The 22,237-nt window shown below is 36.1% G+C and carries 25 protein-coding genes; 24 read left to right on the top strand and 1 reads right to left on the bottom strand.

Features of this window, described 5'->3' with window-relative positions:
* Positions 1-64 precede the first annotated feature (64 nt).
* From M1D66_RS19410 to M1D66_RS19395, 4 genes are all read left to right on the top strand, one after another.
* Positions 65-238: a YpfB family protein gene (locus tag M1D66_RS19410; RefSeq protein ID WP_000738054.1), complete on the top strand. Its 174-nt coding sequence runs from the start codon at positions 65-67 to the stop codon at positions 236-238.
* 129 nt (positions 239-367) lie between these two features.
* Entirely contained in the window at positions 368-1,045 is a 678-nt protein-coding gene (cmk, locus tag M1D66_RS19405; RefSeq protein ID WP_000361252.1) for a (d)CMP kinase, read from the top strand.
* A gap of 334 nt (positions 1,046-1,379) precedes the next feature.
* Entirely contained in the window at positions 1,380-2,528 is a 1,149-nt protein-coding gene (rpsA, locus tag M1D66_RS19400; RefSeq protein WP_000229559.1) for a 30S ribosomal protein S1, read from the top strand.
* 12 nt (positions 2,529-2,540) lie between these two features.
* Positions 2,541-3,590, top strand: a complete 1,050-nt coding sequence (locus M1D66_RS19395; protein ID WP_000251035.1) for a type 2 isopentenyl-diphosphate Delta-isomerase — start codon at positions 2,541-2,543, stop codon at positions 3,588-3,590.
* 307 nt (positions 3,591-3,897) lie between these two features.
* Here the strand turns inward: M1D66_RS19395 and M1D66_RS19390 are convergent, their stop codons facing one another.
* Positions 3,898-4,032: a YpzI family protein gene (locus M1D66_RS19390; protein ID WP_000513900.1), complete on the bottom strand. Its 135-nt coding sequence runs from the start codon at positions 4,030-4,032 to the stop codon at positions 3,898-3,900.
* Between the two features lie 117 nt (positions 4,033-4,149).
* Between M1D66_RS19390 and M1D66_RS19385 the strand changes: the two genes are divergently transcribed.
* From M1D66_RS19385 to M1D66_RS19290, 20 genes are all read left to right on the top strand, one after another.
* On the top strand, positions 4,150-4,761 hold the full coding sequence (locus tag M1D66_RS19385; RefSeq protein ID WP_000349105.1) for a YphA family membrane protein: 612 nt from the start codon (positions 4,150-4,152) through the stop codon (positions 4,759-4,761).
* Positions 4,754-5,647, top strand: coding sequence for a YIEGIA family protein (locus M1D66_RS19380; protein ID WP_000141596.1), 894 nt, complete (start codon positions 4,754-4,756; stop codon positions 5,645-5,647). The genes M1D66_RS19385 and M1D66_RS19380 overlap by 8 nt, the downstream gene beginning before the upstream one ends.
* Entirely contained in the window at positions 5,644-5,829 is a 186-nt protein-coding gene (locus tag M1D66_RS19375) for a capping complex subunit for YIEGIA (protein ID WP_000979059.1), read from the top strand. The genes M1D66_RS19380 and M1D66_RS19375 overlap by 4 nt, the downstream gene beginning before the upstream one ends.
* 124 nt (positions 5,830-5,953) lie before the next feature.
* Positions 5,954-7,264 carry a ribosome biogenesis GTPase Der gene (gene der / locus M1D66_RS19370; RefSeq protein ID WP_001125893.1) on the top strand — a complete coding sequence of 437 codons (1,311 nt, stop codon included), beginning with the start codon at positions 5,954-5,956 and terminating at the stop codon, positions 7,262-7,264.
* Between the two features lie 18 nt (positions 7,265-7,282).
* Positions 7,283-8,305 (top strand): NAD(P)H-dependent glycerol-3-phosphate dehydrogenase, encoded by a 1,023-nt coding sequence (locus M1D66_RS19365; RefSeq protein ID WP_000161763.1) that lies wholly within the window; start codon positions 7,283-7,285, stop codon positions 8,303-8,305.
* Between the two features lie 115 nt (positions 8,306-8,420).
* Positions 8,421-8,672, top strand: coding sequence for a stage VI sporulation protein F (locus tag M1D66_RS19360; RefSeq protein WP_000369754.1), 252 nt, complete (start codon positions 8,421-8,423; stop codon positions 8,670-8,672).
* Between the two features lie 267 nt (positions 8,673-8,939).
* Positions 8,940-9,143: a DUF2768 domain-containing protein gene (locus M1D66_RS19355; protein ID WP_001289008.1), complete on the top strand. Its 204-nt coding sequence runs from the start codon at positions 8,940-8,942 to the stop codon at positions 9,141-9,143.
* Between the two features lie 63 nt (positions 9,144-9,206).
* Positions 9,207-9,917, top strand: a complete 711-nt coding sequence (locus M1D66_RS19350) for a hypothetical protein (protein ID WP_000713407.1) — start codon at positions 9,207-9,209, stop codon at positions 9,915-9,917.
* A gap of 245 nt (positions 9,918-10,162) precedes the next feature.
* Positions 10,163-11,641, top strand: a complete 1,479-nt coding sequence (gene spoIVA / locus M1D66_RS19345) for a stage IV sporulation protein A (RefSeq protein ID WP_000416519.1) — start codon at positions 10,163-10,165, stop codon at positions 11,639-11,641.
* A gap of 299 nt (positions 11,642-11,940) precedes the next feature.
* Positions 11,941-12,213: an HU family DNA-binding protein gene (locus M1D66_RS19340; RefSeq protein WP_001043860.1), complete on the top strand. Its 273-nt coding sequence runs from the start codon at positions 11,941-11,943 to the stop codon at positions 12,211-12,213.
* Between the two features lie 120 nt (positions 12,214-12,333).
* Positions 12,334-12,903 (top strand): GTP cyclohydrolase I FolE, encoded by a 570-nt coding sequence (gene folE / locus M1D66_RS19335; RefSeq protein ID WP_001151482.1) that lies wholly within the window; start codon positions 12,334-12,336, stop codon positions 12,901-12,903.
* Between the two features lie 184 nt (positions 12,904-13,087).
* A complete protein-coding gene (locus M1D66_RS19330) occupies positions 13,088-13,822 on the top strand; it encodes a heptaprenyl diphosphate synthase component 1 (RefSeq protein WP_000332854.1) in 735 nt (244 codons plus the stop codon).
* A gap of 38 nt (positions 13,823-13,860) precedes the next feature.
* The gene (gene menG, locus M1D66_RS19325; RefSeq protein ID WP_001187674.1) at positions 13,861-14,574 is read left to right on the top strand and encodes a 2-heptaprenyl-1,4-naphthoquinone methyltransferase; all 714 of its coding nucleotides are present in this window, start codon (positions 13,861-13,863) and stop codon (positions 14,572-14,574) included.
* A gap of 31 nt (positions 14,575-14,605) precedes the next feature.
* Positions 14,606-15,568, top strand: coding sequence for a heptaprenyl diphosphate synthase component II (gene hepT / locus M1D66_RS19320; RefSeq protein WP_000776077.1), 963 nt, complete (start codon positions 14,606-14,608; stop codon positions 15,566-15,568).
* A gap of 124 nt (positions 15,569-15,692) precedes the next feature.
* Positions 15,693-16,139, top strand: coding sequence for a nucleoside-diphosphate kinase (gene ndk / locus M1D66_RS19315; protein ID WP_000415883.1), 447 nt, complete (start codon positions 15,693-15,695; stop codon positions 16,137-16,139).
* A 264-nt stretch (positions 16,140-16,403) separates the two neighbouring features.
* Positions 16,404-17,576: a chorismate synthase gene (aroC, locus tag M1D66_RS19310; RefSeq protein WP_001269384.1), complete on the top strand. Its 1,173-nt coding sequence runs from the start codon at positions 16,404-16,406 to the stop codon at positions 17,574-17,576.
* Complete coding sequence (gene aroB / locus M1D66_RS19305) at positions 17,576-18,661, top strand: 3-dehydroquinate synthase (protein ID WP_242554700.1); 1,086 nt, start codon at positions 17,576-17,578, stop codon at positions 18,659-18,661. The genes aroC and aroB overlap by 1 nt, the downstream gene beginning before the upstream one ends.
* Positions 18,662-18,793: 132 nt before the next feature.
* Positions 18,794-19,906, top strand: coding sequence for a histidinol-phosphate transaminase (gene hisC / locus M1D66_RS19300; RefSeq protein WP_001264023.1), 1,113 nt, complete (start codon positions 18,794-18,796; stop codon positions 19,904-19,906).
* A 328-nt stretch (positions 19,907-20,234) separates the two neighbouring features.
* Entirely contained in the window at positions 20,235-21,497 is a 1,263-nt protein-coding gene (locus tag M1D66_RS19295; RefSeq protein WP_001168671.1) for a tetratricopeptide repeat protein, read from the top strand.
* Between the two features lie 73 nt (positions 21,498-21,570).
* Positions 21,571-22,107, top strand: coding sequence for a ReoY family proteolytic degradation factor (locus M1D66_RS19290; RefSeq protein WP_001095925.1), 537 nt, complete (start codon positions 21,571-21,573; stop codon positions 22,105-22,107).
* Positions 22,108-22,237 lie beyond the last annotated feature (130 nt).

Genomic DNA, 22,237 nt, shown 5'->3' with positions numbered 1-22,237 from the left:
TATGTACGATGTATAAAATTATGAAACGAAATGTGCAAATATAGTATAGGAGGGAAGAATTCTGGTGAAAAAGATGGAGAGAATTTTTATTCGTATATTAATAATACAATTCATTTGTCTTTCTATTGTGCAATTGTTATTTATACATAAGTCATCAGTGAAATATTTATCTAAAATTGTTTATTATGAGGGTGTCATGGTAAAAAACAAAGTGGAAATCTTGCAGGTGAATAGGTAGTTTTCATTTTCTTCTATGAAGGATTATGCTACAATAATTGAGGATTTAATGACGTGAAGCAAATGAGAAGAAGCAGGGTGAACACCTGCTTTTCGTTTTGTTTTATAAGTGAAAAAATGAGGTGTTACAATGGATAAACGAATTTCAATTGCTATAGATGGTCCAGCAGCTGCTGGGAAAAGTACAGTGGCAAAAGTTGTTGCGAAGGAACTTTCTTACGTTTATATTGATACAGGCGCAATGTACCGTACGCTTACATATGCAGCCCTTGAACAAAAAGTAGACATTGAAAATGAAGAGCAGTTAATGGAAGTTGTAAAGAATGTAAATATTGAGTTTCAGCAAGGAGAAAATACACAGCTTGTATTTTTAAATGGACAAGATGTTTCTGAAGTAATTCGTACACCTGATGTGACGAATCGAGTATCTATTGTAGCGAAACATCGCCTTGTTCGTGAAGAAATGGTACGTCGTCAGCAAGAGTTAGCGAAAAAAGGCGGCGTTGTAATGGACGGCCGTGATATTGGTACACATGTATTACCGGATGCTGAAGTGAAAATCTTTATGCTTGCTTCTGTTGAAGAAAGAGCGGAAAGAAGACATTTAGAAAATTTAAATAAAGGTTTCGATTCTAATTTAGAGCAGCTAAAAGAAGAAATTGCTCAGCGTGATAAATTAGATTCAGAACGCGAAGTTTCTCCACTAAAAAAGGCTGATGATGCATTGGAATTAGATACGACTTCTTTATCAATTGAAGAAGTTGTCCAAAAAATTATGAGCATTGTTTCTGGAGTGTTTGCGAAATAAAGAAAGGGGATAATCCTCTTTCTTTTTTTGTTTAAATAGAAATGTAAAGGATACGTGAATTGTGAGTCTCTTTCCTTGACAAATGAGCTGATTTGTAAGAAGTTAGTTAAAGAGGAATAAAACTGTCAGAATATATTCGCTATTATATTTCAAAACATACTTTTTTCAAGCTGGTTTTGCTGTATACTATTTATATAGGTTTAATATATTTTCTTGTGAATGTTATTGAAAAAGAGTATGTGATGAGAAATTCTTAAACATGCAAATGAAAACTTTGTTTTCATTTCGTATATACATAAAAAATGCTTTGTCAATTCTGTAGGGAGGTATTTCCATGGTAGAGAAAATGAATGAAGAAGTTATGGATTCAAAAGAATTACAAGTTGGTGACGTTGTTACAGGTTCTGTAACGAAGGTTGAAGAGAAACAAGTGCTTGTAAATGTTGGATACAAAACAGATGGCGTAATTCCAATTAGTGAATTAGCTAACGTTCATATTGAAAAAGCAAGCGATGTTGTAGAATTAGATCAAACACTAGAGTTGAAAATTATTAAATTAGAAGAAGATGATCTTGTCTTATCTAAACGTGCTGTTGATGCAGAAAAAGCATGGGTAGAACTACAAGAGAAATTTACTTCTGGTCATGTATTTGATGTTACTGTAAAAGATATTGTGAATGGCGGATTAGTTGTGGACCTTGGTGTTCGCGGTTTTATTCCAGCTTCACTTGTAGAAGTACATTATGTAGAAGACTTTACTGACTATAAAGGTAAAACATTAGCGGTGAAAATTGTTGAATTAGACCGTGAAAAAAATCGTGTAATCCTTTCGCATAAAGCGGTAGTAGAATTAGAACTAGATTCTAAGAAAAAAGAAGCAATTTCTTCATTAAAAGAAGGGGACGTTGTTGAAGGAACAGTACAACGATTAACTGACTTTGGCGCATTCGTTAACGTTGGTGGAGTGGACGGTTTAGTTCACATTTCACAAATTTCACACGAACGTGTAGAGCAACCTTCTGAAGTGTTAGAGCAAGGTCAAAAGGTTAAGGTAAAGGTGTTATCTGTTGATGCTGATACACAACGTATTTCTTTATCAATTAAAGCAGCTCAACCAGGACCTTGGGAAAACGTTGCTGGCGAAATAAAAGCTGGAGATATTCGTGAGGGAGTAGTGAAACGCCTTGTTACATTTGGTGCATTCGTTGAGATTTTACCGGGCGTTGAAGGGCTTGTACACGTATCTCAAATTGCAAATCGTCACGTGAAAAATCCGAATGAAGTATTGGAAATGGGACAAGAAGTAAAAGTGAAAGTACTTGAAGTTCACGTAGCAGAGAAACGTATTTCTTTAAGTATAAAAGAAGCGCTTGAGGAAAATAATGTAACTGAAGATTATAGTCAGTATGAGCCAAATGCTGATTCTGCTACTTTCCAATTAAGTGATATTATTGGTGAACAACTGAAAAAATTAAAGAAATAATGAGGGGTACAAGTGGTAAGGGCAAAACGTAAATTAGATCATATTGAATATGCTCTTTCTACTGGTCAGTCTCGTACGCATGGCTTTCATGATATTGATTTTGTGCATCAAAGCTTGCCAAATTCAAATTATGACACAATAACATGTGAAACAAAAATCGGCGAACTTTCACTAAGTTCGCCGATTTTTATCAATGCGATGACTGGTGGTGGAGGAGAGAAAACGTTACATATTAATGAGCAATTAGCATATGTAGCGAAACATCATAACCTTGCTATGGCTGTAGGTTCGCAAATGGCGGCGTTAAAAGATGAAAGTGAAGCTGCTTCTTATAAGGTGATTAGAAAGGTAAACCCAAATGGTATTTTCTTTGCTAATTTAGGTAGTGAGGCAACTATCGAGCAGGCAGAGCGCGCCGTTGATATGATTGAAGCGAATGCATTACAAATTCATTTAAATGTCATACAAGAGTTAACGATGCCAGAAGGAGACCGTGATTTTACTGGAGTACTTCAGCGTATTGAGAAAATTGTTTTAAATAGTAAAGTTCCTATCATTGTAAAAGAAGTTGGATTTGGGATGAGTAAGGAAACAATGCAACAGTTAGTGAACGTAGGTGTAACAGCAATTGATATTGGTGGGCAAGGTGGTACGAATTTTGCTGCTGTTGAAAACGAAAGAAGGCAGCGAATGCTTTCTTATTTTAATAACTGGGGCATACAAACAGCAACCTCGATTATTGAAGCAACCTCTACAAATAATAACCTCTCTTTTATTGCATCTGGGGGTATACAAACAGCGCTTGACGTAGCGAAAGCGATCGCATTAGGGGCGAATACAACTGCGTTTGCTGGTTACTTTTTACGTATTTTAATGCAAGATGGTATTGAGAAGTTATTGGATGAAATTGAGCTTCTACATACAGATTTGAAATTTATAATGACAGCTCTTGGTGCGAAGACGATAGAAGAGTTGCAATCTGTACCTCTTGTTGTAAAGGGTGAAACATATCATTGGTTAATGCAGCGTGGTATTGATACTGCGCATTATAGTAGGAGATAAAAAATCAACCGTTCGGTTGATTTTTTTTTGTTCTATTCTTTTTCGTAATATAAAGTGGAGAATGGAATTAGCATTATATAAAAATATCATTTCGTAAAAATTGTAATTGAAAAAGGGTTGAAAAATGTAGATGGTGTGTTGTCGAATTACTGGAGAGAACTTAATTTTTAATGGGAATAGGTGAAGGTAAAAAGAAGTAATGGGAGGATATAGTGTGCGAAATATTATTTCAATATAAATAGAAATCATTAAACTGATTATGTAAAAGACGGTTTCGTACAATATAGAAACCGTCTTTTTGTATTAATTAGTGCTGGTTTTGTTTTCGAGCCTGTTCTGGTGTATCAAGTCCAGTTGCACCTGGATATTGTAGTGATTGATCACGATCGGATTCAACGCGGCGTGATTCTCGTAGTTTTCGTTCTTGGCGATCTTTACCCATAATGAATAACACCTCCTTGTTAAAAGTGTTGCTGTTATAAGAAAAAACTATGCGTAAATAAAGTGGATTAACTTTCATAAAAAGTTCCCATAATGGAAAACATAGGAGGTGAAGTTGATGGATGGAAGTACTTTTTATTTTGTAGCTTGGATAGGGTGGATCATTGTAACCTTTTTTATGAAAAAGGACTCTATCCGGTGGAAGTTAGGCGCTTGTATACTGATTTTTATAATTTGCTCTCCGTTACATGTAACGATTGCCTCATTCGTGGTATCAGTAAATGCTCTTTTACTTTGTATTATTTCTTTTATAGGGATCACGCTATATTCCGTCTGGAAAAAATTGTATAGCTTACTTTCGGCACTTATTATTGCAATGTTATATACAAGTTTTCATCTGTTAGAAATATATGATCCGATTTGGATTGTGGTGGATAGAGTGTTTCTGCTAAGTAGTGCTCTTGTGTATGCATCGGTGTTATTGCATGGGGATCGCATATTACGATTATGTTCTCTATATGTAGGGATGTTACAAGGAGAGCTGCTAGTGACATTTATTTTTAGGAAATTGAATTTTCCATATGATTACGGTAGTTTAGCATTTTTTGATATCGTCGCCATTTCTACATTATTCATGGCAATATTGTTTTGGATTGCAAAAGCATCAGTATACATGGAACGGTTTAAGAGAAAAACACGTAAAAGAAAGGCGAGGGTAATACATGACTGAATATACACCAGCCATTTTATGCGGCGTAATAGCGGGGACAGTTACAAGGGTGCTAATGCTTCGGACGGATACGCGGCAATATCCGACGAGGCTACATGGGAAAATTATTCATATTGCAATGGGGTTAATTGCAGCTGCTTTAGGAGCGATTGCAATCCCGTCTATTTTGAAAAAAGATTTTTCTGCCATTACATTTCTTACATTAGCAGCGACACAATTTCGTGATGTACGTAATATGGAAAGAAATACGCTTCAACAATTAGATGGGTATGAGCTCGTACCGCGTGGAAATACATACATTGAAGGAATTGCATTGGTTTTTGAAAGTCGCAACTATTTGGCAATGTTAACGTCGTTTGCAACGACGTTTGCGTATATAGGATTCCGTTCATGGATTGCAGGAGTAATTATGGCTATAATCGCATTTTTTATCGCGAAAAAATTAATGTCTGGTAAAAGGCTACATGATCTTGTTGAAATTGAGCACGTTCCGCTTCGTTTTGAAGGAGCAGGGCTTTATATTGACAATATTTACATTATGAATATTGGATTGCCAGCAAGACAAGAAGAAATTATGAAATATGGTATGGGTTTTATTTTAAAGCCGAAATCAATTGATGCGATGGTTACAATCTCAAATTTAGGGCAACGACAAGCTATTTTACACGATGTTTCAGTAGCGTTAGGGATTTATAGAGATTCTGGTACACCAGCGCTTGTACCGTTAGCAAAGCGTGATTTAGAGGATGGCAGGGTTGGGATTTTTGTCCTGCCGCAAGATCAAGATGCAGAGAAAGCGATAGGTGTCATAGGAAATGTACCAACGTTAGAAAGTGCTGTCCATATGTCATCGGAAGCCCCAAAAGGAAGGGGAGATAAGAGATGATGTTAGAAAGTGTTATTCTGGCAGTTATAACAACGACTCCAGAAAAATTTGCAGGTGGTGCTCCTTTATTCGTTTGCGAATCGACGGAGGAACTAGAATTTGTTGCAAATAATTTAGAAGCAATTTTAGATGGTATTGCACATCGCTTACAAGAGAATGTATATATTATTGTGAAACATTAGCAACGTGTGTTATAATGTGAGGTGTTTTGATACGTTGAGAAATATTCTGGAATGCAAATCCCTTCTTGCACAAAGAAGGGTTTTTTACATAATAAACAGAAGCAAGTTGAAAGGATGAAAGTATATGCCGAAACCAGTAATAGCGATAGTAGGTCGCCCGAACGTAGGGAAATCTACTATTTTCAATAGAATTGTTGGAGAAAGAGTTTCAATCGTAGAAGATATTCCAGGTGTAACGCGCGATCGTATTTATAGCGCTGGAGAATGGTTAAATCATGAATTTAACATTATTGATACGGGCGGAATTGATATTGGAGACGAGCCGTTTTTGACACAAATTCGTCAACAAGCTGAAGTAGCAATTGATGAAGCGGATGTTATCATTTTTATGACAAACGGTCGTGACGGTGTAACAGCAGCTGATGAAGAAGTTGCAAAAATTTTATATCGTTCAAATAAACCGGTTGTACTTGCAGTAAATAAAGTGGACAATCCGGAAATGCGCAGTGACATTTATGACTTTTATGCATTAGGATTTGGCGAACCATTCCCAATTTCAGGTACACACGGATTAGGGTTAGGTGACTTACTAGACGAAGCTGCACAACATTTTCCAAAGATTGAAGAAGACGGATATGATGAAGACACAATTCGTTTCTCTTTAATTGGACGTCCAAACGTAGGGAAATCATCACTTGTAAATGCTCTTCTTGGTCAAGAGCGTGTAATTGTTAGTAATGTAGCAGGAACAACTCGTGATGCTGTCGATACACCATATAGTAAAGATGGAAAAGATTATGTAATTATTGATACAGCTGGTATGCGTAAAAAAGGAAAAGTGTATGAAAGTACAGAAAAATATAGTGTACTTCGTGCGCTAAGAGCGATTGAACGTTCTGACGTTGTTTTAGTTGTTTTAGATGGTGAAGAAGGAATTATTGAGCAAGATAAAAAAATCGCTGGATATGCTCATGATTCAGGGCGAGCTGTTGTTATCGTTGTAAATAAATGGGATGCAGTGAAAAAAGACGAAAAAACAATGAAAGCATTTGAAGAAAATATCCGTGCTCATTTCCAATTCTTAGAATACGCACCAATTGTTTTCTTATCTGCAAAAACGAGAAAACGTACACAAACATTAATACCGGTTATCGATGAGGTAAATGAAAGTCATAGTATCCGTATTCAAACGAACGTATTAAACGATGTAATTATGGATGCGGTAGCGATGAATCCGACGCCAACTCATAATGGTAGCCGTCTGAAAATTTTCTATGCAACACAAGTTGCGGTAAAACCACCGACATTTGTTGTGTTTGTAAACGATCCAGAATTATTGCACTTCTCATATGAGCGTTTCTTAAAGAATCGCTTACGTGAATCATTTGGCTTCGTAGGAACGCCGATTCACATTATCGCTAGAGCAAGAGACTAATGGAGAGGATGTGATTTTATGACAAAAATCACAGTAGTAGGAGCAGGTAGCTGGGGAACAGCGTTAGCGATGGTATTAGCTGACAATGGACATGATGTACGTATTTGGGGAAATCGCCCAGAACTTATGGATGAAATTAATACGAAACATGAGAATAGTCGATATCTCCCAGGCATTACATTGCCAAGCACAATCGTAGCCTACTCTTCTTTAGAAGAAGCATTAGTAGATGTAAATACAGTACTGCTAGTAGTACCAACGAAAGCGTACAGAGATGTATTACAAGAGATGAAAGAAATTGTTACTGAACCAATTACTTGGATTCATGCGAGCAAAGGAATTGAACCTGGTACGTCAAAACGTATTTCGGAAGTGATTGAGGAAGAAATTCCAGAGCACTTAATTAAAGATGTTGTTGTACTGTCTGGACCGAGTCATGCTGAAGAAGTCGGTTTACGACAAGCGACAACAGTTACGTCTGCAGCAAAGCGTATGGAAGCGGCTGAGGAAGTACAAGATTTATTTATGAATAGTTATTTTCGTGTATACACAAATCCAGATATCGTTGGAGTTGAACTTGGTGGTGCGTTAAAAAATATTATCGCATTAGCTGCTGGTATAACTGATGGTCTTGGATTAGGTGATAATGCAAAGGCGGCATTGATGACACGTGGTTTAACAGAGATTGCTCGTTTAGGAAGAAAAATGGGCGGGAATCCGTTAACGTTTGCTGGTCTAACTGGTATGGGAGACTTAATTGTAACTTGTACAAGTGTTCATAGCCGAAATTGGCGCGCTGGAAATATGCTTGGAAAAGGACACTCTTTAGAAGAAGTGTTAGAAAGCATGGGTATGGTTGTGGAAGGTGTAAGAACAACGAAAGCTGCTCATGAATTGGCAGAGAAAATGGAAGTTGAAATGCCGATTACAGCTGCTTTATATGACGTGCTGTTCAATGGGAATAACGTAAAAGATGCAGTAGGCTCATTGATGGGACGTGTTCGAAAACATGAAGTGGAAGCTATACCTGATTTACTGTAAAGAAAAGCGACAGAAGTACATTTGTACTTCTGTCGCTTTTTTATTTTTTGGGTCTTTTCACCATTTTTTCATTTTTGCATAGGATGAAGAGTAACTTGAGGAGAGGGTGAAAAGAATGGATAATAATATTTTTAATAATATTGAGAAGGAAGCGAAAGTAAATAAAGAGGATATTTTTAAATTAGCATCATCCGTGCAAAATGCGAATTTACGTGATGAAACTGTACTTCGTCAATTAATTCATCAAGTGGCTCTTATGGCGGGACGTGAAGTGCCGAAAGAGCAAGAGGATCAAATTGTAAAAGCGATTATTAATAATAATATGCCAACAGATTTTGGCTCGTTAAGCAAAATGTTTAAAAAATAAATTATGAGAAACAAAGAGTTTGGAGATTGCATATGATAGCCATGAAAGAATGGGAATAGAGCTGTTTTTGGGCATATTTGGTCAACCGAAGCGAGAGATACAATCGCTTCGGTTTTATTTTTGCCTAGATTGGTGAGAAATGCTGGAAAACCTATTGATTAAAGTTACATACTCGCGATTTGTAGTAAAATGTTCTTTTTGTATTTGTTTAAAGATTTTAATTTGTTAAAATAGTATAAAAATAGATTAATAAAAAGGGGTGTGTATATGTCAGAAGGGCTTATGAAAATGTGGTTGGCTTTAGGGGCAATTGGATTTATGTTTTTTGCAGTAAGTTTTATTTTATTAAGTAGACATAGAATAAAGAATAAATTTTTGAAAGGGATTACAGCGTTAGTAGCGTACACCCTTATGATTGTGTCAGGAATTGTTATTTTTCTTGTTGTATTTAGTGGACCTGTACAGCAGTAAATGGAATGGTCTCGAAAATACTACATACGGAGCAAATTAGATTAGTATGAAAAGGTGATGCTAGTGAAAAAATTCCATATTATTTTAATATTTTGTTGTATGAGCCTTTTAACGGGGTGTCTGTATCCGAAAGAAAATATGAAGCAAAATGCGGTTCCTTATGAAGATCAGCTACAGGTTGTTCAAAAAGCTGTTGTGACATTTAAGGAGCAAAATGATGGGATATTGCCAATTAAGACGAGGGATATGAGTACACCTATTTATCAAAAGTATCCAATCGATTTTCAACAGATTGCCCCGCGTTACATACAAGAAGCGCCAGGGAATGCGTATGAAAGTGGAGGAGTATATCAATACGTATTAATAGACGTTGAAACAAATCCGACAGTAAAGTTAATTGATGTTAGGATGGCTGAACAAATTCAGGAACTATCTTTAAAGCTTAGGATGTATCGTGATGAACATCAATATCCACCTTTTAAAAAAGTAATTTCAGATGGTGTATATGAATTGGATTTCAAAAAACTAGGATATAAAGATGTGCCACAAGTGACAAGTCCATATTCTGGTAAAGGACTTCCTTTTGTAATTAATGAAAAAGGAGAAGTTTTTGTTGATTATAGAATCGACTTATATGACGCTTTGAAAAAAAATGAAGGGCAGTTTACAGAGGGAGAAGATATTCGAAATATACTTTCGAAAGGTTCCCCATTTGTACCAGCTTATTCTTTACCGTACACAGTAAAGGACGGAGAACCAATTTTTTTAAAATGATAAGTCATGAACCTTTCTTTTAGTGAATAAGTTCTAGAAGAAAGGTTTTTTATGTTATACAACTTACGATGCAAACAAAAGATATTTTTTAATAGTCATATGAAATTGGACAAAATTATATGATATATTGTCCGAACTTCTAGAATACCATTATATTATATCAGATATTATAGGCAACGTTAGAGAAGGTATTAGTTGACTATAAACGCGGAATTATTCCCAAAAATTTTGAGGGAGGGAATCACTTGGAAAAGGTAGATATTTTTAAAGATATTGCAGAACGAACAGGCGGTGATATTTATTTTGGAGTTGTAGGAGCTGTTCGAACAGGGAAATCAACATTCATTAAAAAATTTATGGAACTTGTGGTTATTCCAAATATTGAGAATGAGTCTGACCGTCAAAGAGCGCAGGATGAATTGCCTCAAAGTGCTGCGGGTCGTACAATTATGACGACGGAACCGAAGTTTGTTCCAAACCAAGCGGTTTCTATCGAAGTAGATGAAGGACTTGAAGTGAATATTCGATTAGTAGATTGTGTTGGATATACGGTTCCTGGAGCGAAGGGCTATGAAGATGAGAATGGCCCGCGTATGATTAATACCCCTTGGTATGAAGAACCTATTCCATTCCATGAAGCTGCAGAAATCGGCACGCGTAAAGTAATTCAAGAACATTCAACAATTGGTGTTGTAATTACAACAGATGGAACAATTGGTGAAATTCCAAGAAGAGATTATATAGAGGCAGAAGAACGCGTTGTAAATGAGTTGAAAGAAGTAGGAAAACCTTTCATTATGATAATTAATACGGTACAGCCGTATCATCCAGATACAGAGCAATTACGCCAAAGTTTATCAGAAGAATATGATATCCCGGTTATTGCAATGAGTGTGGAGAGTTTAAGAGAAACAGATGTATATAATGTACTTCGTGAAGCGCTATTTGAATTCCCTGTATTAGAAGTGAATGTAAACCTTCCGAGTTGGGTAATGGTGCTAAATGAAGGGCATTGGTTGCGTCAAAGTTATCAAGAAGCAGTTCAAGAAACTGTGAAGGATATAAAACGTCTTCGTGATGTGGATCGCGTTGTTTGGCAGTTTAGTCAATATGAATTTATTGATCGAGCGAGCCTAGCTGGCATTGATATGGGGCAAGGTGTGGCGGAGATTGATTTATATGCGCCAGATGAATTATATGATCAGATTTTAAAAGAAGTAGTAGGAGTAGAAATTCGAGGGAAAGATCATTTATTAAAGCTTATGCTCGATTTATCTCATGCGAAAATAGAGTACGATCAAGTGGCGGATGCATTGCGTATGGTTAAGCAAACAGGATATGGTGTAGCAGCACCTGCATTAGCGGATATGAGCTTAGATGAGCCAGAAATTATTCGTCACGGTTCAAGGTTTGGTGTGAAGTTAAAAGCGGTAGCGCCATCTATTCATATGATTAAAGTAGATGTAGAGTCAACGTTTGAGCCGATTATTGGTACTGAAAAGCAAAGTGAAGAATTAGTTCGTTATTTAATGCAAGATTTTGAAGATGACCCGTTATCAATTTGGAATTCTGATATATTTGGACGTTCACTTAGCTCGATTGTTCGAGAAGGAATTCAGGCGAAATTATCTTTAATGCCAGAAAATGCTAGATATAAATTAAAAGAAACGCTAGAAAGAATTATTAATGAAGGATCTGGCGGATTAATTGCGATTATACTATAAGAAAAAATCCCTCTCATTGTAGAGGGATTTTTTGTTTTTTTTGATTATAAAATAGAAAAATAAACAGTCATTATCTAATACATTGTTGTAAATTGTCAAGTTTCATCAGATTTTCACATTTTAAGAGTAACAATTTCCTTAAAAATATTGAATTATAAAGGAGAATCGTATAATATAGGCGTTGATAATGATTTATCTACATCTTTGTAGTATAGAATTTGCAAAAATTGCCTACAAATGAAAGTAAGACTCATTTTATGATCATTATACAGTCTTATCTTTGGGAGGAGGTGAATGGCATGAACAAGACAGATTTAATCAATGCTGTTGCAGAAGCAAGTTCCCTTTCTAAAAAGGACGCAACAAAAGCAGTAGACGCTGTTTTTGATTCTATCTTAGAAGCTTTAAAACAAGGTGATAAAGTACAACTGATCGGATTCGGTAACTTCGAAGTTCGTGAGCGTGCGGCTCGTAAAGGTCGTAACCCACAAACAGGTGAGGAGATTGAAATCGCTGCAAGTAAAGTACCTGCATTCAAACCTGGTAAAGCGTTAAAAGATGCGGTTAAATAATCCTTACATATTAACAGGGAAGAAGAGTTTCCTTTTTGGGAACTCTTCTTTTTGCTTTTAAAAACATAAATATGCTAGAATGTGTTCGTATCACTTTTAGGTTTTCGGGAGGGCTAGCGGATGGCAAAAGTTAATTTAGAACAAATTGAACATGCAGTACGCCTTATTTTAGAGGCGATTGGGGATGACCCAAATCGTGAGGGAGTACTTGATACACCAAAGCGTGTTGCAAAAATGTACGCAGAAGTGTTCTCAGGTATGCATGAAGATCCGAAAGAGCATTTGCATAAAGTATTCGGAGAAGATCACGAAGAGCTTGTACTAGTAAAAGATATACCATTTTATTCGATGTGTGAGCATCATTTAGTACCATTCTATGGAGTTGCTCACGTTGCATATATTCCGCAAGGTGGAAAGGTAACAGGGTTAAGTAAATTAGCTCGTACCGTAGATACAATTGCACGTCGCCCACAACTGCAAGAACGTATTACATCAACAGTAGCGAACTCTATTATGGAAGTACTAGAGCCTCATGGTGTAATGGTAGTAGTAGAAGCAGAACATATGTGTATGACGATGCGTGGTGTGAAAAAACCAGGTGCGAAAACAGTAACGACAGCAGTGCGTGGTGTGCTTGAAAATGATGCTGCAGCGCGCAGTGAAATTTTATCGTTTATTAAAACGAAGTAAAGAAAAGCGGGAAACTGCTTTTCTTTTTTTTTTTTAGTAAATAAATGATATAGTTTTAACTAGACAGAGTGAGATTAGAAAGATTGCTTACATGAATGGTAGGTGTAGCCAAGTTTTGGTTATAGAAAATAGAGTGTATGTGTTATAATAAGTTTTATGAATTAGAAAACAAGGGTGATTTTTTGTGTGTGACATCTACGGAGGGTATGCGGGTATAAAAGAAAAATTGATGGAGAAATTACGCCATCCTTATTTTATAAACTATATTGAAGAACCATTTATTGATGAAGAAAAGATAGCATTGTTATATGGTGCTTTAAAGAGTGCAAACTTACATATAGAACAAATTGAGCATTACGTAGTAACAATTATGCTTGTACAAATTGCGCTTGATACGCATGAAAGGGTATCAAATAAAGCAGGCGAGGAAGAGATTGGATTCCATAAATGTCGTCAATTAACAGTACTTGCAGGCGATTACTATAGTGGACTATATTATTATTTATTGTCTATGAATCGTGATATTGTTTTAATTCGTGCACTTGCTGAAGGAATTAAAGAGATAAATGAACACAAAATTATGTTATACCAAAAAGCGCATGAAACGACGGATGACATAATGAAAAGCATAGTAACGATTGAGTCTGCGCTCCTTCAAAAAACATGTGATCATTTTCAGTTATCACATTGGAAGCCATTTATCACATACGTATTAGGTGGAAATCGCCTTCAAAAAGAAATTCAATTGTATGCTGATAAGCAACATTCACCTGTTTTTCAAGCTATGCAAGATGCTTTAGGGGATAAAGCAGAAGTAGTGATTAATGGTTGGATGAAGGAATTGAGAAAGAAAGAAAAACAATTTTTAGAAAATCACACAGACATAAATGAAATAAATTCTGTGTTAAGGAATAAATAGAAGACATAAGCAATTTTACATTGGAAGAAGGTACGAGCATGCAACAATCAAAAGAAGAAAGAGTACATGACGTATTTGAAAAGATTTCTGATAAATACGATGTGATGAATTCTGTAATTAGTTTTCAAAGACATAAAGCGTGGCGGAAAGAAACGATGCGAATTATGGATGTACAACCAGGCAGTCAAGCGCTTGATGTATGCTGTGGAACCGCAGATTGGACAATTGCGCTAGCTGGAGCCGTAGGTGAGCAAGGAAAGGTTGTTGGCTTAGACTTCAGTGAAAATATGTTATCTGTCGGTAAGCAAAAGGTAGAGGCGTTACAATTAAAACAAGTAGAACTTCTACATGGGAATGCAATGGAACTTCCGTTTGAAGATAATACGTTTGATTATGTGACGATTGGGTTTGGTTTACGTAACGTACCGGATTATATGCACGTATTAAAAGAAATGACGCGTGTAGTAAAACCAGGTGGAAAAGTAATCTGTTTAGAAACATCTCAACCAACAATGATTGGTTTTCGACAAGGGTATATTTTATACTTTAAATATATCATGCCATTATTTGGAAAGATGTTTGCGAAAAGTTATAAAGAATATTCATGGCTTCAAGAATCTGCTAGTACGTTCCCAGGGATGAAAGAATTGGCTCAAATGTTTGAGCAAGCTGGACTTGAACGTGTGCAAGTGAAACCATTTACTTTTGGGGTAGCAGCAATGCATTTAGGTATTAAACCAGAATCAAAATAGAAAAAAGAAGTTTTAGGTTAAGGTGAACAATATGAAGTTACAACTTATGTACTCTTTTTTACGATCGGATATTAATGTGATAGAAAAAGAATTAAAAAAGACAGTCGCTTCTGAACAGCCATTAGTAGAAGAGGCAGCATTACAGCTTATTGAAGCTGGTGGGAAACGAATTCGTCCTGTATTTGTGTTGCTTGCAGGGAAATTTGGAGATTATAAGTTAGATGCGATTAAGCATGTTGCTGTTGCGTTAGAACTTATTCATATGGCTTCTCTTGTTCACGATGATGTTATTGATGCTGCATTTTTACGACGCGGCAGTGCGACTGTGAATGCGAAATGGGGAGATCGTATTGCGATGTATACAGGGGACTATCTGTTCGCTAAGTCTCTTGAATGTATAACCAATATCGAAATTCCAGAGGCACATCAAGCGTTATCACATACTATTTTAGAAGTCTGTAAAGGTGAAATTGAACAAATTAAAGATAAATACAATTATGACCAAAATTTAAGAACGTATTTAAGAAGAATAAAGCGAAAAACAGCATTATTAATTGCCGCGAGTTGTCAATTGGGAGCGATTGCTGCTGGTGCTAATCGTGATACGGTAAATCGTCTATTTTGGTATGGGTATTTTGTAGGAATGTCTTATCAAATTATTGATGACATTTTAGACTTCGTTTCTACAGAAGAGAAACTTGGAAAACCTGCTGGTGGAGATTTACTACAAGGGAATATTACACTTCCTGCTTTATATGCGATGGAAGATCCCGTACTTCGTCAGAAAATCACATCTGTACATGAAAATTCAACAGCAAGTGAAATGCAAGAAATTATTGATGCTGTAAAAAATAGTACAGCAATTGATCAAGCATTTGCGTTTAGTGAACGTTATTTACATAAAGCTTTAGAAATAATAAAACCACTCCCACGTGGAAAAGCAAAGTACGCATTACAAAATGTTGCAAAGTATATTGGAAAACGAAAATTTTAAGGTTTATTCTAAAAAATAAAATAATCTCTCTATTTCAAAACTATTGCACAATTGTGATAAGGGTGATAATATGTGTGTGGGGATATACAATTACATACATAATTCAGAAGTGGAGAGATTTTTTATGGAAAAAACATTTCTAATGGTAAAACCAGACGGTGTACAACGTGCCTTCATTGGGGAAATTGTAGCTCGTTTTGAGAAAAAAGGCTTTCAATTAGTTGGTGCAAAATTAATGCAAGTCACTCCAGAAATTGCTGGACAACACTACGCTGAGCATAAGGAAAAACCTTTCTTTGGTGAGTTAGTAGACTTTATTACATCTGGACCTGTATTCGCAATGGTATGGCAAGGTGAAGGTGTAGTAGATACAGCTCGTAACATGATGGGGAAAACAAGACCACATGAAGCAGCTCCTGGAACAATTCGTGGAGATTTCGGTGTAACTGTTGCGAAAAACATTATCCATGGTTCTGATTCTTTAGAAAGCGCAGAGCGCGAGATTGCTATTTTCTTTAAAGAAGAAGAATTAGTTGACTACTCAAAATTAATGAATGAATGGATTTACTAATTATTTTGAAATAATTTGTAAACGCTTTAATCACTGTGATAATAGTAAAAAGTGCAAGGAGAATAGGGGTATTCTTCTTGCACTTTTTTTATTTTCAGTTAGTTACGAAGTTTGAACTGTTATGATATGTTGATATTTAAATTAGGACTATCGGAAATATAGAATAAGAAAATGGTCGATTTATGATATAATTTCTTTAATATTTTTAGAATGATAAAAGTTAATATAGTGAGATAAATACATATACGAAAAGAGGAATAACGTATGCGATATATTACAGCTGGTGAATCTCATGGTCCACAACTTACAACGATTATAGAAGGTGTTCCGGCAGGATTGTCTTTAGTAGCAGATGATATAAACGAAGAGTTAGCTAGAAGGCAAAAGGGATATGGGCGCGGTAGACGCATGCAAATTGAAACGGATCAAGTGCAAATTTTAAGTGGTGTTAGACATGGAGAAACATTAGGTTCCCCTATTGCACTTGTTGTTGAAAATCGTGATTTTGCACACTGGACAAAAATTATGGGGGCGGAGCCTTTAACTGAGCAAGAAGAAAAAGAGATGAAAAGGAAAGTGACAAAACCAAGGCCTGGGCATGCTGATTTAAATGGTGCGATTAAATATGGTCATAGAGATATGAGGAATGTACTGGAACGTTCGTCAGCGCGCGAAACGACGGTGCGTGTTGCTGCTGGTGCGGTTGCTAAAAAGGTGTTAGCAGAACTTGGTATTAAAGTAGCGGGCCATGTAATTGAAATTGGCGGTGTACAAGCTAAGGAGATTACGTATAGTTCAATTGAAGAATTAAAGAGTATTACCGAAGCATCTCCTGTACGTTGCTTAGATGACGAAGCTGGTAACCAAATGATGAAAGCGATTGATGATGCGAAAGCAAATGGTGATTCAATTGGTGGAATCGTTGAAGTAATTGTGGAAGGGATGCCAATTGGAGTAGGTAGCTACGTGCATTATGATCGAAAACTGGATGCGAAATTAGCAGCTGCAATTATGAGTATTAATGCTTTTAAAGGTGTCGAAATTGGAATTGGTTTTGAAGCAGCGCATAGACCAGGAAGTGAAGTTCATGATGAAATTCTGTGGAATGAGGAGCATGGATATACACGAAGAACAAATAATGCAGGGGGATTAGAAGGCGGTATGACGACTGGAATGCCAATTGTTGTGCGCGGTGTGATGAAACCGATACCTACACTTTATAAACCTCTTCAAAGTGTAGATATTGATACGAAAGAGCCTTTTACAGCGAGCATTGAACGTTCAGATAGTTGTGCAGTGCCAGCAGCTAGTGTCGTTGCAGAAGCGGTTGTGGCTTGGGAATTAGCGACAGCTTTAATAGAACAATTCGGATTAGATCGTATGGAACTAATTCGTGAAAATATTGAGAAACATAATGAATATGCGAGGGGATTTTAATGGGAAACATACATATTCAAACGAAATCAAAAGAATATGATGTACATGTTGGTAAAGAAGTGTTGTCAAACTTAACAACGATCGTTCAAAATATGCAGCCAGCGGTATCTAACGTAATGATCATTTCAGATGAAGCTGTTGCATCACTACATTTACAGACAGTTATCGATGCATTACAAGTAGAGCAGCACGTGTTTTCGTTTGTTGTACCAAGTGGCGAAAAAGAGAAGTCTTTCGAAAATTTCTATGCGGCTCATACGTCAGCTCTTGAAAATAAATTAGATAGAAATTCTTTAATTCTTGCACTTGGAGGCGGAATGATTGGAGATTTAGCTGGTTTTGTTGCTGCATCGTTTATGCGTGGTATTCGCTTTGTGCAGGTTCCGACAACTTTATTAGCGCACGATAGCGCAGTGGGTGGGAAAGTAGCGATTAACCATCCGTTAGGTAAAAATATGATTGGTGCATTCCATCAGCCAGAAGCAGTTGTATATCATACCCCTTTTTTACAGTCTCTTCCTGAAAAAGAGTGGCGTTCAGGTTATGCAGAGGTGATAAAGCATGCTCTTATCGGTGATGTGGAGCTATACCATTGGTTAAAAGAAGAAGTGCAAACATTAGCGGATCTTCATGATGAGAAGTTAATCCATATATTAACGAAGGCGATTCCTGTAAAGGCAAATGTTGTGTCACAAGATGAAACAGAGAAGGGTGTACGTGCTCATTTGAACTTTGGACATACGTTAGGACATGCTCTTGAAAAAGAGCTAGGGTATGGAAATATTACTCACGGTGACGGTGTAGCGGTTGGAATGTTATTCGCCATATTTTTAAGTGAGCAAGTGTACAAGGTTGATCTTGCTTATGAAGATATGAAGCAGTGGTTCTTGAAATACGGCTATCCAAAAATGCCAAGAGATTTGAATGTAGAGCGCCTCGTTCAATTGATGAAACAAGATAAGAAAGCAAATGAAGGAGCAATTCATATGGTGCTTATGCAGGAATATGGGGTAGTGAATGTCGTATCTATTTCAGATGAGACTGTTCATATTGCGTTAGAGGCATTTCAAAAAGATATGGTTTAAAATGATAGCGAAGTGCAGTGAAGTGCTCATTTAGAGGTATTCTCGTAATAGTGACGGTTATGACAAAAGATTACAGTAAGGGGCTATAACCGTATTGTAATCAAATTGAATGAAATGACTGGGGGAAGAAAAATGAGAGTGAAAGAGCAATTGTTAACTTTGAGAGCGTATGTGCCTGGGAAAAACATTGAAGAAGTAAAAAGAGAATATGGTTTATCAAAAATTGTGAAATTAGCATCCAACGAAAATCCATTCGGTTGCTCAGCACGTGTGACGGAAGCATTAACTTCTTTAGCGAGCCAATATGCCCTTTATCCAGATGGATATGCCTTTGAACTTCGGACAAAAGTAGCGGAACATTTAGGTGTAAAAGCAGAACAACTACTATTTGGTAGTGGATTAGATGAAGTCATTCAAATGATTAGCCGAGCGTTACTACATGAAGGAACAAACGTTGTAATGGCGAATCCTACGTTTTCACAATATCATCACCATGCTGTTATTGAAGGAGCAGAAGTTCGTGAAGTATCACTTAAAGATGGTATTCACGATTTAGATGCAATGCTAGAGCAAGTAGATGAGAAAACGAAAATTGTATGGATTTGTAATCCGAATAATCCAACAGGTACATATGTTGAGAAACAAAAATTACTTTCATTTTTAGAATCAGTTCCTAAGTCGGCTCTCGTTATTATGGACGAAGCATATTATGAATACGCGGAAGCAGAAGACTATCCGCAAACATTACCACTTCTTGAAAAGTATGAAAATCTTATGGTTTTACGCACGTTTTCAAAAGCATATGGTTTAGCTGCTTTTCGTATCGGATATGCGATTGGGGATGCGAAGTTAATCGGACAGCTAGAAGTAGCTAGGTTACCATTCAATACATCAACTGTAGCCCAATCTGTAGCACTCGCTGCATTAGAAGATCAAGCTTTTTTACAAGATTGTGTGCAAAAGAATGCTGAAGGTTTAAATCAGTATTATGCATTTTGTAAAGAATATAACGTATTCTATTATCCATCTCAAACAAATTTCATTTTCTTAAAACTCGGTATACCAGGTAATGAAGCTTTCGAACGATTAATGAAAAAAGGATATATCGTTCGTTCTGGTGCTGCATTTGGTATCGATGATGGTATTCGTATTACTGTCGGTTTGAAGGAAGAAAATGATGAAATTATAGAGTTACTGAAAGAGCTTGTAAATGAGCAAGTACAGAAAGAAGAAACATATTCTTAAGAGATTGTGAAGGCTCCTATTATAGGAGCCTTTTTTATCGCATTCAAAATAAAGGTTGAAGACTGCTAATTAAGTTATTCTGTAAACCACGGTTTGTATGGCTCGATAATTAGTGAGAGAAGTTATTTGCACGGTCATAAAAGAAAGCGGTACAATAGAAGATGATGATAAGGTATCGGTGTCATATCCGAACCTTTTGAACAATTAATTACTCTGTAAGAAGAAGTATAAGAAGAAGCATGCTCATTCTAAAGGTTGCGTTCTAACAGTGAGTTGCTTATGATAAATGAACAGAAGAGAATATTTTTTAGAATTAAAGGAGACGTTTATGCAAAAGTTTGAACAAGCTGTTTCATATATTGAAAATGGTGAAGCGGAAAAAGGATTACAATTATTAAAAGAACAATTAAAAATTGCGAATGATGAAGAGAAGTATGATATCGCTCGTTACTATCATACACTTGGATTTACAGATGAGGCATTAGCAATTACTGAAGACTTACGTTTACTGTATCCAGAAGAAAGTGAATTCACTGTATTTTTAGCAGAATTATATATTGATCTAGATAAAGAAGATGAAGCGATTGAAGTGCTTCATGATATTCCAGAAAATGACGATTTATATGTTCAATCGTTATTACTTGTTGCAGATTTATTCCAAATGCAAGGTTTTGATGATGTAGCAGAGCAAAAACTATTAAAGGCGAAAGAAATGATGCCTGATGAACCTGTTATTACGTTTGGGTTAGCAGAATTATATAGTAGTAAAGGTGAAGAACAAAAGGCAATTACTTATTATGAATCGCTATTAGCGGAACATAAAGTAATGGGTGGTGTTGTGATCGCACTTCGCCTCGCAGAAACGTTAAGCGCGATCGGAAACTGGGAAGAAGCGATTTCTTATTATGAAGCAGGCCTAGAGGAACAAAAAGATATTCACTCATTATTTGGATATGCCTTCACATTATACCAAGGTGAAGAATATCAGAGAGCAATTGGTGCTTGGCAAGAACTAAAAGAATTAGACCCTGAGTACGCATCACTGTACATGTATTTAGCGAAAAGCTATGAAAAAGAAGGAATGCTTCAAGAAAGCTATGAAACGCTTCATGAAGGAATTAAAGTAGATGAGCTTTCAGTTCCATTTTATGTAGAGTTAGCGAACATTGCGGCGAAATTAGGAAAAATAGTAGAAGCAGAGGAAGTTCTTCAAAAAGCGCTTGAGTTAGATCCAGGGCATTTAGGTGCAACATTAAAATATGCATATATCTTAAAAGAACAAGAAAAGTACGAAGAGTTAATTGCAATTGTAGAGCGTGCTATTGATAGTGGAGAACCAGATACACAACTACTTTGGGATCTTGCGTATGCAAAAAAACAATTAGAAATGTATTCGGATGCATTAAAACACTATGAAAGTGCATATACTTCTTTTAAGAATCATCCAGACTTCTTAGAAGAGTACGGTTATTTCTTATTGGAAGAAGGAAAACGAAAAGAGGCGAAAGAAGTATTTACCCAGTTATTACAACTAGACCCGACACAAATTCATATTGAAGAGTTGTTATATAATTTAGAGGATTTTTCATAAGTTGGAAGGAAACTGAATGCCGCTTCTTGAATCTAAAAAGAAAAGAGAAAGACAGAGGAGGGACTTAATTGCTATGAATACCCCTGTTTCTGTAAACGAGAAGAAGGATTTTGTAAAATGGTTTTTGAATAATTACCAACTGAAACAGCGTGAATGTGTATGGATTCTGAATTATTTAATGAGTCACGACCAATTGATGCATAAAGTCCACTTCGTAGAGCATGCAAAATATTGTCCGCGTGGCTTAGTGATGTCAGCGAATTGTGTGAAAGACACACCGTTTCACTTTTTTAAACAAAATGTTATGACAACAGATGCTGAAAAATCGTTTCATGATATTCGTTTAAATCGAGATGAGGATATTTATATTCAACTCAACTTTAAATCATCGTTTCAAAATGCGAATTATGTAGCTGTATTAGAAGAAAACCCATATCTACCAAAGCATATTGAAGTAAATGAAAAAGATCGTTTACTTGCAGAAAGGTTTTTGGAAGAAAGTGTATTTTCGTTTAGGAGAGAACGCCTTTTGAAACAAATTGATGAAGCGTTAGATAAGCAAGATAAGGAAGCGTTTCATAGATTAACCGCAGAGTTAAAAACTTTATAGAATTTATTTGGATTAATAAATTTTTACAAATTTCAGACTTTCATCAAGAAAAACTACCTATATTGGGTAGTTTTTCTTTTTTTACCTCTTTTAGTATGGTTTAATATATATAAAGTGAAAGTTCTGTCAT

This window comes from Bacillus sp. PK6-16, assembly GCF_056530295.1.
Note: the sequence above shows the minus strand (reverse complement) of the source record. Positions and strands in the feature narration are given on the sequence as shown.

What these genes read in the sequence shown, in the direction of transcription:
- M1D66_RS19295 (WP_001168671.1), top strand. Translation starts at nt 20,235, where the DNA reads ATGCAAAAGTTTGAACAAGCTGTTTCATATATTGAAAATGGTGAAGCG.
- M1D66_RS19360 (WP_000369754.1), top strand. Translation starts at nt 8,421, where the DNA reads ATGGATAATAATATTTTTAATAATATTGAGAAGGAAGCGAAAGTAAAT.
- M1D66_RS19380 (WP_000141596.1), top strand. Translation starts at nt 4,754, where the DNA reads ATGACTGAATATACACCAGCCATTTTATGCGGCGTAATAGCGGGGACA.
- ndk (WP_000415883.1), top strand. Translation starts at nt 15,693, where the DNA reads ATGGAAAAAACATTTCTAATGGTAAAACCAGACGGTGTACAACGTGCC.
- hepT (WP_000776077.1), top strand. Translation starts at nt 14,606, where the DNA reads ATGAAGTTACAACTTATGTACTCTTTTTTACGATCGGATATTAATGTG.
- der (WP_001125893.1), top strand. Translation starts at nt 5,954, where the DNA reads ATGCCGAAACCAGTAATAGCGATAGTAGGTCGCCCGAACGTAGGGAAA.
- M1D66_RS19365 (WP_000161763.1), top strand. Translation starts at nt 7,283, where the DNA reads ATGACAAAAATCACAGTAGTAGGAGCAGGTAGCTGGGGAACAGCGTTA.
- M1D66_RS19290 (WP_001095925.1), top strand. Translation starts at nt 21,571, where the DNA reads ATGAATACCCCTGTTTCTGTAAACGAGAAGAAGGATTTTGTAAAATGG.
- menG (WP_001187674.1), top strand. Translation starts at nt 13,861, where the DNA reads ATGCAACAATCAAAAGAAGAAAGAGTACATGACGTATTTGAAAAGATT.
- M1D66_RS19340 (WP_001043860.1), top strand. Translation starts at nt 11,941, where the DNA reads ATGAACAAGACAGATTTAATCAATGCTGTTGCAGAAGCAAGTTCCCTT.
- M1D66_RS19385 (WP_000349105.1), top strand. Translation starts at nt 4,150, where the DNA reads ATGGATGGAAGTACTTTTTATTTTGTAGCTTGGATAGGGTGGATCATT.
- folE (WP_001151482.1), top strand. Translation starts at nt 12,334, where the DNA reads ATGGCAAAAGTTAATTTAGAACAAATTGAACATGCAGTACGCCTTATT.
- M1D66_RS19355 (WP_001289008.1), top strand. Translation starts at nt 8,940, where the DNA reads ATGTCAGAAGGGCTTATGAAAATGTGGTTGGCTTTAGGGGCAATTGGA.
- hisC (WP_001264023.1), top strand. Translation starts at nt 18,794, where the DNA reads ATGAGAGTGAAAGAGCAATTGTTAACTTTGAGAGCGTATGTGCCTGGG.
- M1D66_RS19375 (WP_000979059.1), top strand. Translation starts at nt 5,644, where the DNA reads ATGATGTTAGAAAGTGTTATTCTGGCAGTTATAACAACGACTCCAGAA.
- rpsA (WP_000229559.1), top strand. Translation starts at nt 1,380, where the DNA reads ATGGTAGAGAAAATGAATGAAGAAGTTATGGATTCAAAAGAATTACAA.
- M1D66_RS19390 (WP_000513900.1), bottom strand. Translation starts at nt 4,032, where the DNA reads ATGGGTAAAGATCGCCAAGAACGAAAACTACGAGAATCACGCCGCGTT.
- aroB (WP_242554700.1), top strand. Translation starts at nt 17,576, where the DNA reads ATGGGAAACATACATATTCAAACGAAATCAAAAGAATATGATGTACAT.
- aroC (WP_001269384.1), top strand. Translation starts at nt 16,404, where the DNA reads ATGCGATATATTACAGCTGGTGAATCTCATGGTCCACAACTTACAACG.
- cmk (WP_000361252.1), top strand. Translation starts at nt 368, where the DNA reads ATGGATAAACGAATTTCAATTGCTATAGATGGTCCAGCAGCTGCTGGG.